Consider the following 14,777-nt stretch of genomic DNA (forward strand, 5'->3'; position numbering starts at 1 on the left):
AACTTCGGAGAGTTCTCTGCCTTGAGCACCGACCTGACCGCGAGTTCCCACGTCGGGACGGAGTTGCACCGCTACGCCGAGGCACTCCTGGCGAACCTGGCCGCCGACGCGGCCCTCTCCATGACGCCGCCGGAGTTCCCGGACGCGACCGACCACTGGCTGGCCCCGGCGGTCGAGGCACTCGTTCTGCTCATGCGCGGCGAAGACGCACTCGAACCCCTCGGCCGCGCCGCCCAGCTCGACGGGCAGCGGACCGCGCTCTTCCTCTGCCTGGCCCTGGCCGTCTCGGGTCAGGGCGACCAGATCCACGCCTCCTGGCTGGGCATCGCCTTCGGCGAGATGGCCGTGGACCGTCCGGTGACCCACGGCCAGCGTGCGCTCTGGCTCGCCGCCGCCAGAGGAGCGTACGGCCCCGCAGGCAAGATCTTCGTGCTCCGCAAGCTCGACGCGGTGGCCGCCACCTCGGAGGCCGAGCCCGACCGGTGGCTGAGCGCGCTGACCCCGCACGAGCCGTCGATGGTGGTGCCGCCCTCCCTGGTCGACTTCCCCGAGCTCGCCGAGCTACCCGAGCTGGCCGAGCCCGTCCAGGCCGCCGACCAGCTGACCCGCCTGCTCGGCCGCTGCATCGAGATCACTTCGACCCGGGAGGGGACCGGCGGGAAGCTGGCCAACCGCGCGAGCAGGCCCGCCGCCGTGTGGACCGAGGGCGAGCCGCTGACGGTGCTGCGCCATCTGATCGGCTCGGGTGGCCCCGAGGGTCCGATGAACTCGCTCACCGGTCACCTGCTCGGCGACCTGCAGCCCGGCTCCGACCCGCATCTCGCCGCCATCGCGCTGCACATGGCCGCGCCGACCGTACGGACCGCCGCCGAGCGCCTCGTCCAGGCCACCCAGGTCGATCCGCCGCAGTCGGTCACCATGCCACTGCTGGGACACCGTGTGGTGCTCCGGCCGGAGGGCCCGGACGCCGAATCGCTGGCCGCCGCCGAAAAGCGCATCACCGTCGAAGGGGTGCCCGTCCGTGGCCGGCCCTGGCCCGCCTACGTACTGCTCGCCCTCGGCGTGGTGGCCCTGGTGGCCGCGCTTGTCACCCCGGTGCCACTGCCACTCACAGCGCTCGCGGTGGTCCTGCTCGCAGCGGGGGGCCACCAGCTCTGGCGCCGCCGCAGGCGCGAGCAGGCAGACGCCGAATATGTCACCGCACAGGTCGCCGAGCTGCGCGAGCTGGCCGAGGGCGCCGTGTGGGCCCTGCACGAATACGCTCGCGAGAGCGAGAAGCGCGCCCAGACCGCCACCTCGGACCTGGCCGAACTGAGCCGCGTGCTCCGCAGGGGCCCCCGCGCGGGATAGCAGGAGGCCGCCGGGTCCGGGAAGCACGGAACACCAGGTCCGGGTAGGACAGGAACACCAGTCCCGGGGAGCATGGGGACCGGGCCCGGGGAGCACGGCGACCAGGTCCGGGAAGCATGGGGATCGGATTCGGGAAGCACGACAGCCAGGTCCGGGGGACACGGGGACCGGTCCGGAAAGCATGGGGCCGGGACCGGTCCGGGAACCGGATTCGGGAAGCACGACAGCCAGGTCCGGGGGACACGGGGACCGGTCCGGAAAGCATGGGGCCGGGACCGGTCCGGAAAGCATGAGGCCGGGACCGGTCCGGGAAACATGGGGACCGGATTCGGGGAGCATGGGGACATCAGAGCCGGGGAACACGGGAACGCCGGGTCCAGGAAGGACCAGAACGCCGGAAGGCACGTTCCAATCTTCCCTGTCGTTCCGGGTATCACGGGATCAGCCGGTGGTGATCTCCACCTCGGCCGGAGCCAGCAGGAAGACCTTCTCCGCGATGCGCTCGATGCGCCCCTCGCAGCCGTAGGCCAGGCCCGCGGCGAAGTCGACCATCCGGGTGGCCTCAGCCGTGCTCATGACGTTGACGTCCATGATGACTGTCTGGCCGTCACGGAAGTGCCGTCCGATGATCGGAGCGTCGTTGTACTTCCTGGGCGTCAGCATCACGATCCGTGAGGGCTCGCTCATCGAACGCCAGCGCTTGGCCGCACGCTCCGAAGCGGGCTGCCAGTCCTCGCCCTCACCCTCGACTTCGTCCTCGTAGTCATAGGACTCGTCGTAATCCTCTGCTCCACCCAGGCCAAGGTAGGTCGCCACCTTGCGCACTGCCCCCATCGGCTCGTCCTTTCCTCAGGACCACGCCGCAGCCGGCTTGTCCTACACCTTGGACGGTAACCGACGGCCAGAAGTTCGCCGTGCGACACGCCCAACGCTTATTACCACTTTGTACGGCTAGCGCACTGGTTTGCCTGGCCCTCATACCCGCTTTCGGCCGAATATTGTCGATCAGTTAAAATTACTTCATGCGTATCTATACGGTCGATTCATTTACCGACCAATTTTCCAAGGGTAACCCTGCGGGGGTCTGCCTGCTCGACAATCCGGTTCCGGATGCCTGGATGCAGTCCATCGCAGCGGAGATGAGGCACTCCGAGACGGCCTTCGTGCTTGAAGGGGAAGACGGCGAGCCGTATTCGCTCCGTTGGTTCACACCGGTGGTCGAGGTGGCCCTGTGCGGGCACGCCACCCTGGCCGCGGCACATGTGCTGTATTCCACAGGATCAGCCCCGGAAACCCTTGAGTTCTCAACAAAGAGTGGGATTCTGTCCGTGACCAGGGACGGAACGGGTCTAATCAGCATGGACTTCCCGGCGAAGGTCCTGCAGGAGACGGGCCCGCCGGACGGTCTGGCGGCGGCGCTGGGGGTCGAGCCTGTCTGGGTCGGCAAGAACGACTGGGACTATCTGGTGGAGGTCGACTCCGAGGAGGCCGTACGCGCCGCCTCCCCTGACTTCCTCGCGCTGGAGAAGGTGGATGCCCGGGGGACCATCGTGACGGCTCCCGCGTCGATCCCCGGTGTCGACTACGTCTCCCGATTCTTCGCTCCGAGGGTCGGTGTCAACGAGGACCCGGTGACCGGTTCCGCCCACTGCGCCCTGGCCCCCTACTGGACGGGCAAGCTCGGCTTGGCCTCCCTGGTCGGCGCCCAGCTCTCCCAGCGGGGCGGTGTGATCCACACGACGGTGCGAGGTGACCGGGTCGAGCTGAGCGGACATGCGGTGACTGTGCTCTCCGGAAAACTCCACGTCTGAAGAACGTAGCCGACCGGGTGCAGAGTTCCGGCCGGCCGTACAGAGGAGCAGGATCCGGCACCAAGGACCAGCTCAGAGCGAGCAGGCAGGCCGCCGGCAAAAGAGCCTGCGGGAAAGAGGCCCCGAAAAGAGGCCGCGGAAAGAGGCCACGGGAAAGCGCCGGCCGAAAAGGCCCGCCGGAAAAAGCCCGGAAAAACAGAAAAGGCCACCCCGAAGGGTGGCCTTTCCCAAAGATTGTCCGGCGGCGACCTACTCTCCCACACCGTCCCCGGTGCAGTACCATCGGCGCTGAAGAGCTTAACTTCCGGGTTCGGAATGTAACCGGGTGTTTCCCCTTCGCCATAACCGCCGTAACACTATGAAACTGTCAAACACACACGGTGCCTGCTGTTTCAGAATCGCATAGTGGACGCGAGCAAAAAGCTTTGTGGTCAAGTCCTCGGCCTATTAGTACCGGTCAGCTCCACACATTACTGTGCTTCCACCTCCGGCCTATCAACCCAATCGTCTATTGGGGGCCTTACCCACTCACGTGGTGGGAGACCTCATCTCAAGGCGAGCTTCCCGCTTAGATGCTTTCAGCGGTTATCCCTTCCGAACGTAGCCAACCAGCCGTGCTCCTGGCGGAACAACTGGCACACCAGAGGTTCGTCCGTCCCGGTCCTCTCGTACTAGGGACAGCTCCTTTCAAGTCTCCTGCGCGCGCAGCGGATAGGGACCGAACTGTCTCGCGACGTTCTAAACCCAGCTCGCGTACCGCTTTAATGGGCGAACAGCCCAACCCTTGGGACCTACTCCAGCCCCAGGATGCGACGAGCCGACATCGAGGTGCCAAACCATCCCGTCGATATGGACTCTTGGGGAAGATCAGCCTGTTATCCCCGGGGTACCTTTTAGCCGTTGAGCGACGGCGCTTCCACAAGCCACCGCCGGATCACTAGTCCCAGCTTTCGCTCCTGCTCGACCCGTCGGTCTCACAGTCAAGCTCCCTTGTGCACTTACACTCGACACCTGATTGCCAACCAGGCTGAGGGAACCTTTGGGCGCCTCCGTTACTCTTTAGGAGGCAACCGCCCCAGTTAAACTACCCACCAGACACTGTCCCTGATCCGGATCACGGACCGAAGTTAGACGTTCAAAACGACCAGAGTGGTATTTCACCAATGACTCCACCGCCACTAGCGTGACAGCTTCACAGTCTCCCACCTATCCTACACAAGACGTTCCAAACGCCAATGTCAAGCTGTAGTGAAGGTCCCGGGGTCTTTCCGTCCTGCTGCGCGTAACGAGCATCTTTACTCGTAGTGCAATTTCGCCGGGTCTGCGGTTGAGACAGCGGGGAAGTCGTTACGCCATTCGTGCAGGTCGGAACTTACCCGACAAGGAATTTCGCTACCTTAGGATGGTTATAGTTACCACCGCCGTTTACTGGCGCTTAAGTTCTCAGCTTCGCCACCCGAAGATGGCTAACCGGTCCCCTTAACGTTCCAGCACCGGGCAGGCGTCAGTCCGTATACATCGTCTTACGACTTCGCACGGACCTGTGTTTTTAGTAAACAGTCGCTTCCCCCTGGCCTCTGCGACCCCCACCAGCTCCGAGTGCAAGACTCATCACCAGCGAAGGCCCCCCTTCTCCCGAAGTTACGGGGGCAATTTGCCGAGTTCCTTAACCACAGTTCACCCGATCGCCTTGGTATTCTCTACCTGACCACCTGAGTCGGTTTCGGGTACGGGCCGCCACGACACTCACTAGAGGCTTTTCTCGGCAGCATAGGATCACCCACTTCGCCACAATCGGCTCGGCATCACATCTCAGGATACATGAGAGGCGGATTTGCCTACCTCTCTCCCTACATGCTTACCCCAGGACTACCATCGCCTGGGCTGGGCTACCTTCCTGCGTCACCCCATCGCTTACCTACTACCAGATCAGGCCAGGCGTTCACTCTGACGCCGTCCCCGAAGGGACAACCGAGTTAAGGACCCTTAGTATCACTGGATTCAGTATTGGCGCATCGTAGCGGGTACGGGAATATCAACCCGTTGTCCATCGACTACGCCTGTCGGCCTCGCCTTAGGTCCCGACTTACCCTGGGCGGATTAGCCTGGCCCAGGAACCCTTGGTCATCCGGCGCAGAAGTTTCTCACTTCTGATTCGCTACTCATGCCTGCATTCTCACTCGCACGGCCTCCACAACTAGATCACTCTGCTGCTTCGCCGGCCGCACGACGCTCCCCTACCCATCCACACACCTAGACAGACAAGCTGCCAGGTTAATGCGTGAATGCCACGACTTCGGCGGTGTACTTGAGCCCCGCTACATTGTCGGCGCGGAATCACTTGACCAGTGAGCTATTACGCACTCTTTCAAGGATGGCTGCTTCTAAGCCAACCTCCTGGTTGTCACTGCGACTCCACATCCTTTCCCACTTAGCACACGCTTAGGGGCCTTAGTCGGTGGTCTGGGCTGTTTCCCTCTCGACTACGGAGCTTATCCCCCGCAGTCTCACTGCTGCGCTCTCACTTACCGGCATTCGGAGTTTGGCTGACGTCAGTAACCTTGTCGGGCCCATTAGCCATCCAGTGCTCTACCTCCGGCAAGAAACACGCAACGCTGCACCTAAATGCATTTCGGGGAGAACCAGCTATCACGGAGTTTGATTGGCCTTTCACCCCTAAACACAGGTCATCCCCCAGGTTTTCAACCCTGGTGGGTTCGGTCCTCCACGCGGTCTTACCCGCGCTTCAACCTGCCCATGCCTAGATCACTCCGCTTCGGGTCTACAGCATGCGACTCAAACGCCCTATTCAGACTCGCTTTCGCTACGGCTCCCCCACACGGGTTAACCTCGCCACACACCATAACTCGCAGGCTCATTCTTCAAAAGGCACGCAGTCACATCACAAACAGGCAAGCCTGTTTACGCTCCTACGGCTTGTAGGCACACGGTTTCAGGTACTATTTCACGACCCCTCACCGGGGCGCTTTTCACCTTTCCCTCACGGTACTTGTTCACTATCGGTCATCAGGGAGTATTTAGGCTTACCAGGTGGTCCTGGCAGATTCACACAGGATTTCTCGGGCCCCGTGCTACTTGGGATCCCCTCAAACAGTCGACAAGATTTCGCCTACCCGGCTCTCACGGTCTACGGCGCAACTTCCCAGAAACTTCGGCTATCCCATCGATTTCTCACTGCTTGGAGAAGCGGCAGCCTCTCCCAGAGGGTCCCACAACCCCGCACACGCAACGCCTGCCGGCTATCACACGCATACGGTTTAGCCTCTTCCGCTTTCGCTCACCACTACTCACGGAATCACTAAATTGTTTTCTCTTCCTACGGGTACTGAGATGTTTCACTTCCCCGCGTTACCACCAACCGCCCTATACATTCAGGCGGAGGCAACACCACATGACTGGTGCTAGGTTTCCCCATTCGGACATCCCCGGATCAAAGTCAGGTTGGCGACTCCCCGGGGCTTAACGCAGCCTCCCACGTCCTTCATCGGCTCCTGATGCCAAGGCATCCACCGTGTGCCCTAAAAAACTTGGCCACAAAGATGCTCGCGTCCACTATGCAAATCTCAAACAACAAACAGCGACCAAACCCACTCCGCCACCAGACACCCACCCTGAAGATGAGCCGGTCTGACAGAAGGCCGGTCCCGCACGAGGTCAAACAGACAGCAAACCCGCCTCAGCGGGCCCGCCCGGTCCGTTTCCTCAGGACCCAACAGTGTGTCCGGAACCGCATGACCCCTGAAACCGCCGTTCCCACTCCCTCCGAAGAGGGCGGTACTAGCCGATCAGCGATCACGCCGAACCGAGTAGCCAGTGCTCCACTAATGAGCGCGCCGAGCGTGAGACATTCGCCCACGGACACGGCATGGGACCGACAGCCACCCACAGGTGAACCTGCCGAAACCGATGCTCCTTAGAAAGGAGGTGATCCAGCCGCACCTTCCGGTACGGCTACCTTGTTACGACTTCGTCCCAATCGCCAGCCCCACCTTCGACCGCTCCCCCCAGACAAGCTGGTTGGGCCACGGGCTTCGGGTGTTGCCGACTTTCGTGACGTGACGGGCGGTGTGTACAAGGCCCGGGAACGTATTCACCGCAGCGTTGCTGATCTGCGATTACTAGCGACTCCGACTTCATGGGGTCGAGTTGCAGACCCCAATCCGAACTGAGACCGGCTTTTTGGGATTCGCTCCACCTCACGGTATCGCAACCCTCTGTACCGGCCATTGTAGCATGTTTGCAGCCCAAGACATAAGGGGCATGATGACTTGACGTCATCCCCACCTTCCTCCGAGTTGACCCCGGCAGTCTCCAATGAGTCCCCACCACCCCCGAAGGAGCGTGCTGGCAACATTGAACAAGGGTTGCGCTCGTTGCGGGACTTAACCCAACATCTCACGACACGAGCTGACGACAGCCATGCACCACCTGTCACCCGATCCGAAGAGGCACCCATCTCTGAGTGTTTCCGGGCGATGTCAAGCCTTGGTAAGGTTCTTCGCGTTGCGTCGAATTAAGCAACATGCTCCGCCGCTTGTGCGGGCCCCCGTCAATTCCTTTGAGTTTTAGCCTTGCGGCCGTACTCCCCAGGCGGGGCGCTTAATGCGTTAGCTACGGCGCGGAAACCGTGGAAGGTCCCCACACCTAGCGCCCAACGTTTACAGCGTGGACTACCAGGGTATCTAATCCTGTTCGCTCCCCACGCTTTCGCTCCTCAGCGTCAGGTAAGGCCCAGAGAACCGCCTTCGCCACCGGTGTTCCTCCTGATATCTGCGCATTTCACCGCTACACCAGGAATTCCGTTCTCCCCTACCTACCTCTAGCCAGCCCGTATCGAATGCAGACCTGGAGTTAAGCCCCAAGCTTTCACACCCGACGTGACAAGCCACCTACGAGCTCTTTACGCCCAATAATTCCGGACAACGCTTGCGCCCTACGTATTACCGCGGCTGCTGGCACGTAGTTAGCCGGCGCTTCTTCTGCAGGTACACGTCAACTTCGTCCCTGCTGAAAGAGGTTTACAACCCGAAGGCCGTCATCCCCCACGCGGCGTCGCTGCGTCAGGCTTTCGCCCATTGCGCAATATTCCCCACTGCTGCCTCCCGTAGGAGTCTGGGCCGTGTCTCAGTCCCAGTGTGGCCGGTCGCCCTCTCAGGCCGGCTACCCGTCGTCGCCTTGGTAGGCCGTTACCCCACCAACAAGCTGATAGGCCGCGAGTCCATCCCCAACCGAAAAAACTTTCCACCACCATCCCATGCGAGAAGTGGTCGTATCCGGTATTAGACCCAGTTTCCCGGGCTTATCCCAGAGTCAGGGGCAGGTTACTCACGTGTTACTCACCCGTTCGCCGCTCGAGTACCCCGAAGGGCCTTTCCGCTCGACTTGCATGTGTTAAGCACGCCGCCAGCGTTCGTCCTGAGCCAGGATCAAACTCTCCAAACAATGTTTGAAAGGTTTTCCCAGCTGAAAGCACCCGATTCGCATCGGATGTATCAACCAAAGGAATCCGTCCCCCACTAAAAATGGGTTGGACGGGGTTGTGCTTCATGCACTGGCTTTTAACACACTGTTGAGTTCTCAAGAAACGGACGCGTTCTCCGTCGCCGTGACCGTGGTCCCGACTTCGGGGCGTTTCGTTCGTTCCGTTGTGTCTTTATTCTTTCAGGCCCGCTTTTTCGTGTCAAACCGGCCCGTTTGGAACCACTTGACTTGATCTAGCTGGACTTACCAGAATTCCGACCACCCCGTTTCCGGGGCAACCCCTCAAACTTACCAGCCTCTGAGCGGCTCTGCGAACCGATCTTTGGGACCGTTGGTTTCAAAGGGATTACCGGCAAACACGGAGCAAGCCACACCGAAGTCACCAGAGTGATTGGAGTGGTTTGCGCCGGACCTTGCCGACCTCGAAAGATTAGCAGTCCTCCAAGACCGCTCGGGACGGAACGGCGAAGCCCGCCGAACTGTCCCGGGCCGGGCCCGGCGGGAAACATAGACTCGACCGGGTGAGCAGCCAGACGCCGCCTACGGCGAAGAAGGTTCCCAGCGAGCGCGTGCACCACGGGGACACCGTGGTCGATGACTACGCGTGGCTGACGGTCAAGGACGACCCGGAGACGGTCGCATATCTGGAGGCGGAGAACGCCTACACGCAGCAGGCCACCTCCCACCTCAAGCCTCTGCAGGAAACGATCTTCCAGGAGATCAAGGACCGGACCCTGGAGACGGACCTCTCGGTCCCCACCCGCAAGAACGGCTGGTGGTACTACTCCCGGACCGAGGAGGGCAAGCAGTACGGCATTCAGTGCCGGGTGGCCGCCGACGGTGAGACTCCCCCGGAGCTGAAGGCGGGCGAGTCGCTCCCCGGCGAGCAGATCCTGCTCGACGGGAACGAACTGGCCGGGGAGAGCGACTTCTTCTCCATCGGCACCAGCGCGGTCAGCCCCGGCGGCGACCTGCTGGCCTACTCCGTCAACTTCACCGGCGACGAGCGCTTCACCCTGAAGGTGAAGGACCTCACCACGGGGGAGACCCTCCCCGACGAGATCCCCGGCATCTTCTACGGCGGGGCGTGGTCGGCCGACGGCACCGCGTTCTTCTACACGACGGTCGACGAGGCCTGGAGGCCCAACCGGGTCCACCGGCACACGATCGGCACCCCGGCCGAGGAGGACGTGCTCGTCCACGAGGAAGGTGACGAGCGGTTCTGGATCGGCATCGGGCTCAGCCGGAGCGAGCGCTACCTCGTGCTCTCCGCCGGAAGCAAGATCACCAGCGAGGTCCGCATCCTTGAGGCGGACGACCCGGCGGGTGAGTTCCGGCTCGTCCGGCCGCGCGAGACCGGTGTCGAGTACGGCATCGACCACGCCGGCGACCACTTCCTGGTCCTGCACAACCGGAACGCGGAGAACTTCGAGCTGGCCACCGCGCCGCTCGACGCCCCGGGCGACTGGACCCCGCTGATCGAGCACCGCGAGGACACCCGGCTGCTCGACGTCGACGCCTTCCAGAGCCACACCGTCGTGCACTTCCGCCGGGACGGCCTCACCGGCATCCGCATCCTGCCCCGGGACGCCGGGACGTATCGGAGCGAGCGTCTCGACTCCGCTTACGAGATCTCCTTCCCTGAGCCGATCTACGACGTCTCGCCGGCGGGTAACCCGGAGTTCACCACCGAACGGCTCCGCCTCGGCTACACCAGCATGATCACTCCGCCCTCGGTCTACGACTACGACCTGCGGGCGCGCGAGCTGATCCTGCTGAAGCAGAAGGTCGTGCTCGGCGGCTACGACCCGGCCGACTACGAGCAGTTCCGCGAGTGGGCCACCGCCGCCGACGGCACCCGGGTCCCCATCTCGATCGTGGCCAGGAAGGGCACCGCGCTGCCCGCGCCCACCGTGCTGTACGGCTACGGCAGCTACGAGATCTCGATCGACCCGTCGTTCTCGGTGGCCCGGCTGAGCCTGCTCGACAGGGGCTTCGTCTTCGCCATCGCGCACGTCAGGGGCGGCGGTGAGATGGGACGCCGCTGGTACGAGGACGGCAAGTTCCAGAAGAAGAAGAACACCTTCACCGACTTCGTGGCCGCCGCCGAGCACCTCAAGGCGGCGAACCGGTCGAGCGCGATCATCGCCAGGGGCGGTTCGGCCGGCGGCCTGCTGATGGGCGCGGTCACCAACCTCTCGCCGGAGACCTTCGCGGGCGTGGTCGCCGAGGTGCCGTTCGTGGACGCGCTGAACACGATCCTCGATCCGTCGCTGCCCCTGACGGTCATCGAGTGGGACGAGTGGGGCGACCCGCTGCACAACGCGGACGTGTACGAGTACATGAAGTCCTACTCGCCCTACGAGAACGTGGACGACCGGGTCTACCCGCCGATCCTCGCCATCACCAGCCTCAACGACACCCGTGTCTTCTACCACGAGCCCGCCAAGTGGATCGCGAAGCTCCGCGAGGTCGCGGACGGCGGCCCCTTCCTCCTCAAGACGGAGATGGGTGCCGGGCACGGCGGCCGCAGCGGCAGGTACGACTCCTGGCGCGAGGAGGCCCTCACCCTCTCCTGGATCCTCGACACGGCCAAGGTGACCCGATGACCTACATCGCGGCGGACGGCAGATACGACGGGCTCCAGCCGTACAACAGGGTCGGGAAGAGCGGGCTGAAGCTCCCGGCGGTCTCCCTGGGGCTCTGGCACAACTTCGGCGACGACAGGCCCTTCGACACCCAGCGGGCCATCCTCAGGAGGGCCTTCGACCTGGGGGTGACCCACTTCGACCTGGCCAACAACTACGGCCCGCCGTACGGCTCGGCGGAGACCAACTTCGGCCGGCACTTCCGGGAGGACTTCGCGAGATACCGCGACGAGCTGGTCATCTCCACCAAGGCCGGATACGACATGTGGCCCGGGCCGTACGGCGAGTGGGGGTCGCGGAAATACCTGCTGTCCAGCCTCGACCAGTCGCTGAAGCGGATGGGGCTGGACTACGTCGACATCTTCTACAGCCACCGGTTCGACCCGGACACGCCGCTGGAGGAGACGATGGGCGCGCTGGACCACGCGGTCCGGTCGGGCAGGGCGCTCTACGCGGGCATCTCGTCCTACTCGCCGGAGCACACCGCCGAGGCCGCCCGGATCCTGCGCGAGATGGGCACGCCGCTGCTGATCCACCAGCCGTCGTACTCGATGCTGAACCGGTGGATCGAGGGCGGCCTGCTCGACGTCCTGGAGGAGGAGGGCGTGGGCTGCATCGCGTTCTCGCCGCTGGCGCAGGGGATGCTGACCGACCGCTACCTCGACGGCGTCCCCGAGGGGTCGAGGGCCTCGCTGGGGCACTTCCTCACCCCGGAGATGCTCACCGACGAGAGCATGCGGCACGTCCGCACGCTCAACGAGATCGCGCGGCGGCGCGGCCAGTCCCTCGCCCAGATGGCGCTGGCGTGGGCGCTGCGCGACCGGCGGGTCACCTCGGTGCTGATCGGCGCGAGCAGCGTCCGGCAGCTGGAGGACAGCCTCGGGGCGGTGGGGAACCTGTCCTTCACCGGCGAGGAGCTGGAGGCGATCGACAAGGACGCGGTCGAGGCGGGCGTCAACCTCTGGGCCCGCTCCAGCGAGGCCTGACCCCTCAAAGGGCCTCGTGTCGCTGCAGGTAGGTGAACGAGGCCCAACCGGGCAGGACCGGCAGCCAGAAGGTGAGCAGCCGGAACAGCAGGACGGCCGAGGTGGCCACCTCGCCGGGGAGGCCGGAGATGGTGAGGCCGCCGATGAGGGCGGCCTCCACCGCGCCGAGGCCGCCGGGGGTGGGGGCGGCGGAGCCGATGGCGTTGCCCGCCAGGAAGACGATGGCGACGGCGGCGAAGCTGAGGGAGCCGCCGAAGGCGCGGACGCTGGCGTCGAGGCAGAGCACGAAGAAGATGGTCAGCAGCAGGGTGCCGCTGAATCCCTCGATGATCTTGCGGGGCGACTGGAGCACGTCCAGCAGGCGCGGGATGACCCCGGAGAACAGCGATCGGATGCGCGAGGTGATCATCCGGCGCAGGCGGGGGACGGTCACGGCGACCAGCATCAGCACGGCCACGGCCAGCACGACGAACACCAGCGTGCGCGACGGGGTGAACGAGGTGGCCGCGCTGGAGCCGGTGATGTAGGCGAACAGCAGCAGCAGCGTGATGTGGAAGCCCAGGCCGATGAGCTGGGAGGCGCCCACGCTGGCCACCGCCTGCCCCGGGGGGATGCCGCGCTTCTGCAGGTAGCGGGTGTTGATGGCGACGCCGCTGACCGCGGCCGGGGCGACCAGCTTCACGAACGACCCGGCGAACTGGACGAGCACGGTACGGCCCAGCGGGAGCTTCTCCGGCACGAAGCCCCTGAGCATCAGCGCGGCCGCGACGTAGCTCAGCATCGAGGCCACCAGCGCGACGCCGGTCCAGCTCCACTTGGCCGAGCTGATCATGTTCAGGTTGATCTGGGTGATGTAGTAGACCAGGAAGTAGGCGGCGAAGGCGCTGGCGATGATGGTGATGAGGGTCCGCGGGCGGAAGCGCTCCAGGCGGACCTCCTCGACCTCGACTTTGGGTTCGAGCTCGACGATCTGCTCGCGGATCGCGGTCAGCAGCTCCTTGTCCTTGCTGAGCGCGGCCCTGGTCTCGCGGGTGAGCGCGATCCGCTGGAGCAGCGGGAGGGCGCCGGCCAGCGTGTTCGGGCCGGCGACGGACGCGGCCGCGCGGACCGCGCGCTCGGCGCCGACGCGCAGGCTGAGGTAGGTGAGCAGCTGGGCGATGTCGAGGCGGAGCAGGAGGTCGCCGGCGGCGATCTCCCCGCTGCGGGCGTCCATGAGGATGACGCGGCCCTCGTCGTCGACGTGGATGCTGTCGCCGGTCAGGCGCCGGTGCGCGAGCCGCTGGACCTGCAGGAGCAGGACCTGCTCCCAGATCTGGGCGAGCAGGTTGTCGTCGATCTCCTCGTCGGGGATGTCGTCGAGCGCGCGGGTGGCGGTGTGCTCGTAGGCGAGCAGCGCGGCCTCGGTGCCGATCTCGCTGGTGCCGACGAGCCGGGGCGTGCTGGCCCCGGCGGCCTGCGCGGCGTACGCCATCAGGGCTTCGCGCTCCAGCTCGGCGCGGAGGGAGCGGATGGCCCGGCGGCGGGTCTCGGAGTTGAGCCGGATCCGCCGCCAGAGGCGGTAGAGGAGTCCGGCGACCTGGCGGTCGCGGTCGAGGACGGTGACGTCGAGGCGGCTGCCGTCCTTGAGGCCGATGGCGTATCGCCGGCTGCTCTGGTGGTCGTCGTCGAGTCTGCGGGCCCTGACCGGCACGAAGCCGAGCTTGGCGACCGCCGCGACGATCGCGCTGCCCGGCGGGCGGGTGTTGGGGCTGCCCACGCCGTACAGGGTGGCGTAGCCGACGGCCAGGCCGACCAGGATGGAGACGACGATGCCGAGGATGGTGGCGGCCGTGGCGGCGAAGAGGGCGATCGCGTTGAGCGCGACCGCGCTCCACAGGGCCGCCCGCCAGGTGGGGCGGCGGGATATCCGCACCGCGGTGACGTAGGCGATGACCGAGGTGAGCAGCGTGTTGAGGGGTTCGACCCCGGCACGGTCACCGGTCAGCAGGATCCGCAGGTCGTCGGGGCCGGCGTTGAGCAGCCACTCGCCGAGCGCGAAGGACAGCACCATTCCGGCGATGGCCGCGAACAGGCCCTCGGCCACCCGGAGCCCGTCGCGGTGGAGCACCCGCTCGATGGCGTAGGCGGCGGGGACGCCCAGCATCGCCGCCCCGCTCAGCACGCCGACCAGACCGCTGAGCAGGAACGGCGCCCGTCTCGTGCCGTCGATGACGTCGCTTTCGAGGCCGTTCAGCGTCTTCTGCGCGACGAGGGCGAGCAGCACCACGGCCGCCAGCCCCAGCAGGGTGGCCAGGAAGCGCAGAAGGTCGGAGGGGCGCCGGATCCGCTGCGGGAGCAGTGGCTCGACGACGAGCACGACGGAATCGTCGCCCGTCGACGACCTCATGTCGTCAACGGGCGCAGCTTTGCCGCGTTCTCTGATTTTCGTCACCGCCAGCGATTCTGCACGTTCCGCATTACAGGTGCGTCACCGATCTTCT

6 protein-coding genes and 3 rRNA genes are annotated in these 14,777 nt (G+C 64.6%); 4 read left to right on the top strand and 5 right to left on the bottom strand.

All coding sequences use genetic code 11. The features are described from left to right. The first annotated feature begins 21 nt into the window (after positions 1 to 21). A complete protein-coding gene (locus SROS_RS43190) occupies positions 22 to 1,350 on the top strand; it encodes a hypothetical protein (protein WP_245564493.1) in 1,329 nt (442 codons plus the stop codon). A gap of 441 nt (positions 1,351 to 1,791) precedes the next feature. On the opposite strand, the gene SROS_RS43195 is transcribed toward SROS_RS43190, so the two are convergent. Beyond that, entirely contained in the window at positions 1,792 to 2,184 is a 393-nt protein-coding gene (locus tag SROS_RS43195) for a cell division protein SepF (protein ID WP_012895305.1), read from the bottom strand. Positions 2,185 to 2,372: 188 nt separating this feature from the next. On the opposite strand from SROS_RS43195, the gene SROS_RS43200 reads away from it, so the two are divergent. Then, the gene (locus SROS_RS43200) at positions 2,373 to 3,161 is read left to right on the top strand and encodes a PhzF family phenazine biosynthesis protein (RefSeq protein ID WP_012895306.1); all 789 of its coding nucleotides are present in this window, start codon (positions 2,373 to 2,375) and stop codon (positions 3,159 to 3,161) included. A 236-nt stretch (positions 3,162 to 3,397) separates the two neighbouring features. Here SROS_RS43200 and rrf read toward each other — a convergent pair. The 3 genes from rrf to SROS_RS43215 all read right to left on the bottom strand — a co-directional run bounded on the left by rrf (position 3,398) and on the right by SROS_RS43215 (position 8,624). Continuing rightward, positions 3,398 to 3,514, bottom strand: a 5S ribosomal RNA gene (gene rrf / locus SROS_RS43205). 74 nt (positions 3,515 to 3,588) lie between these two features. Further along, positions 3,589 to 6,715, bottom strand: a 23S ribosomal RNA gene (locus tag SROS_RS43210). A 384-nt stretch (positions 6,716 to 7,099) separates the two neighbouring features. Further along, positions 7,100 to 8,624: ribosomal RNA gene (locus SROS_RS43215) — 16S ribosomal RNA — on the bottom strand. The 16S, 23S and 5S rRNA genes sit together here, the layout of an rRNA operon. 560 nt (positions 8,625 to 9,184) lie before the next feature. Here SROS_RS43215 and SROS_RS43220 point away from each other — a divergent pair. Next, positions 9,185 to 11,272, top strand: coding sequence for a S9 family peptidase (locus SROS_RS43220; protein ID WP_012895307.1), 2,088 nt, complete (start codon positions 9,185 to 9,187; stop codon positions 11,270 to 11,272). Further along, positions 11,269 to 12,297 (top strand): L-glyceraldehyde 3-phosphate reductase, encoded by a 1,029-nt coding sequence (gene mgrA, locus SROS_RS43225; protein ID WP_012895308.1) that lies wholly within the window; start codon positions 11,269 to 11,271, stop codon positions 12,295 to 12,297. The genes SROS_RS43220 and mgrA overlap by 4 nt, the downstream gene beginning before the upstream one ends. A gap of 4 nt (positions 12,298 to 12,301) precedes the next feature. Here mgrA and SROS_RS43230 read toward each other — a convergent pair whose 3' ends face one another. Then, positions 12,302 to 14,683 (bottom strand): lysylphosphatidylglycerol synthase transmembrane domain-containing protein, encoded by a 2,382-nt coding sequence (locus SROS_RS43230; RefSeq protein WP_012895309.1) that lies wholly within the window; start codon positions 14,681 to 14,683, stop codon positions 12,302 to 12,304. Positions 14,684 to 14,777 lie beyond the last annotated feature (94 nt).

Origin of the sequence: Streptosporangium roseum DSM 43021 (assembly GCF_000024865.1) — a bacterium.
GTDB classification, from domain to species: Bacteria; Actinomycetota; Actinomycetes; order Streptosporangiales; family Streptosporangiaceae; genus Streptosporangium; species Streptosporangium roseum.

What these genes read in the sequence shown, in the direction of transcription:
- SROS_RS43195 (WP_012895305.1), bottom strand. Translation starts at nt 2,184, where the DNA reads ATGGGGGCAGTGCGCAAGGTGGCGACCTACCTTGGCCTGGGTGGAGCA.
- SROS_RS43200 (WP_012895306.1), top strand. Translation starts at nt 2,373, where the DNA reads ATGCGTATCTATACGGTCGATTCATTTACCGACCAATTTTCCAAGGGT.
- mgrA (WP_012895308.1), top strand. Translation starts at nt 11,269, where the DNA reads ATGACCTACATCGCGGCGGACGGCAGATACGACGGGCTCCAGCCGTAC.
- SROS_RS43230 (WP_012895309.1), bottom strand. Translation starts at nt 14,683, where the DNA reads ATGAGGTCGTCGACGGGCGACGATTCCGTCGTGCTCGTCGTCGAGCCA.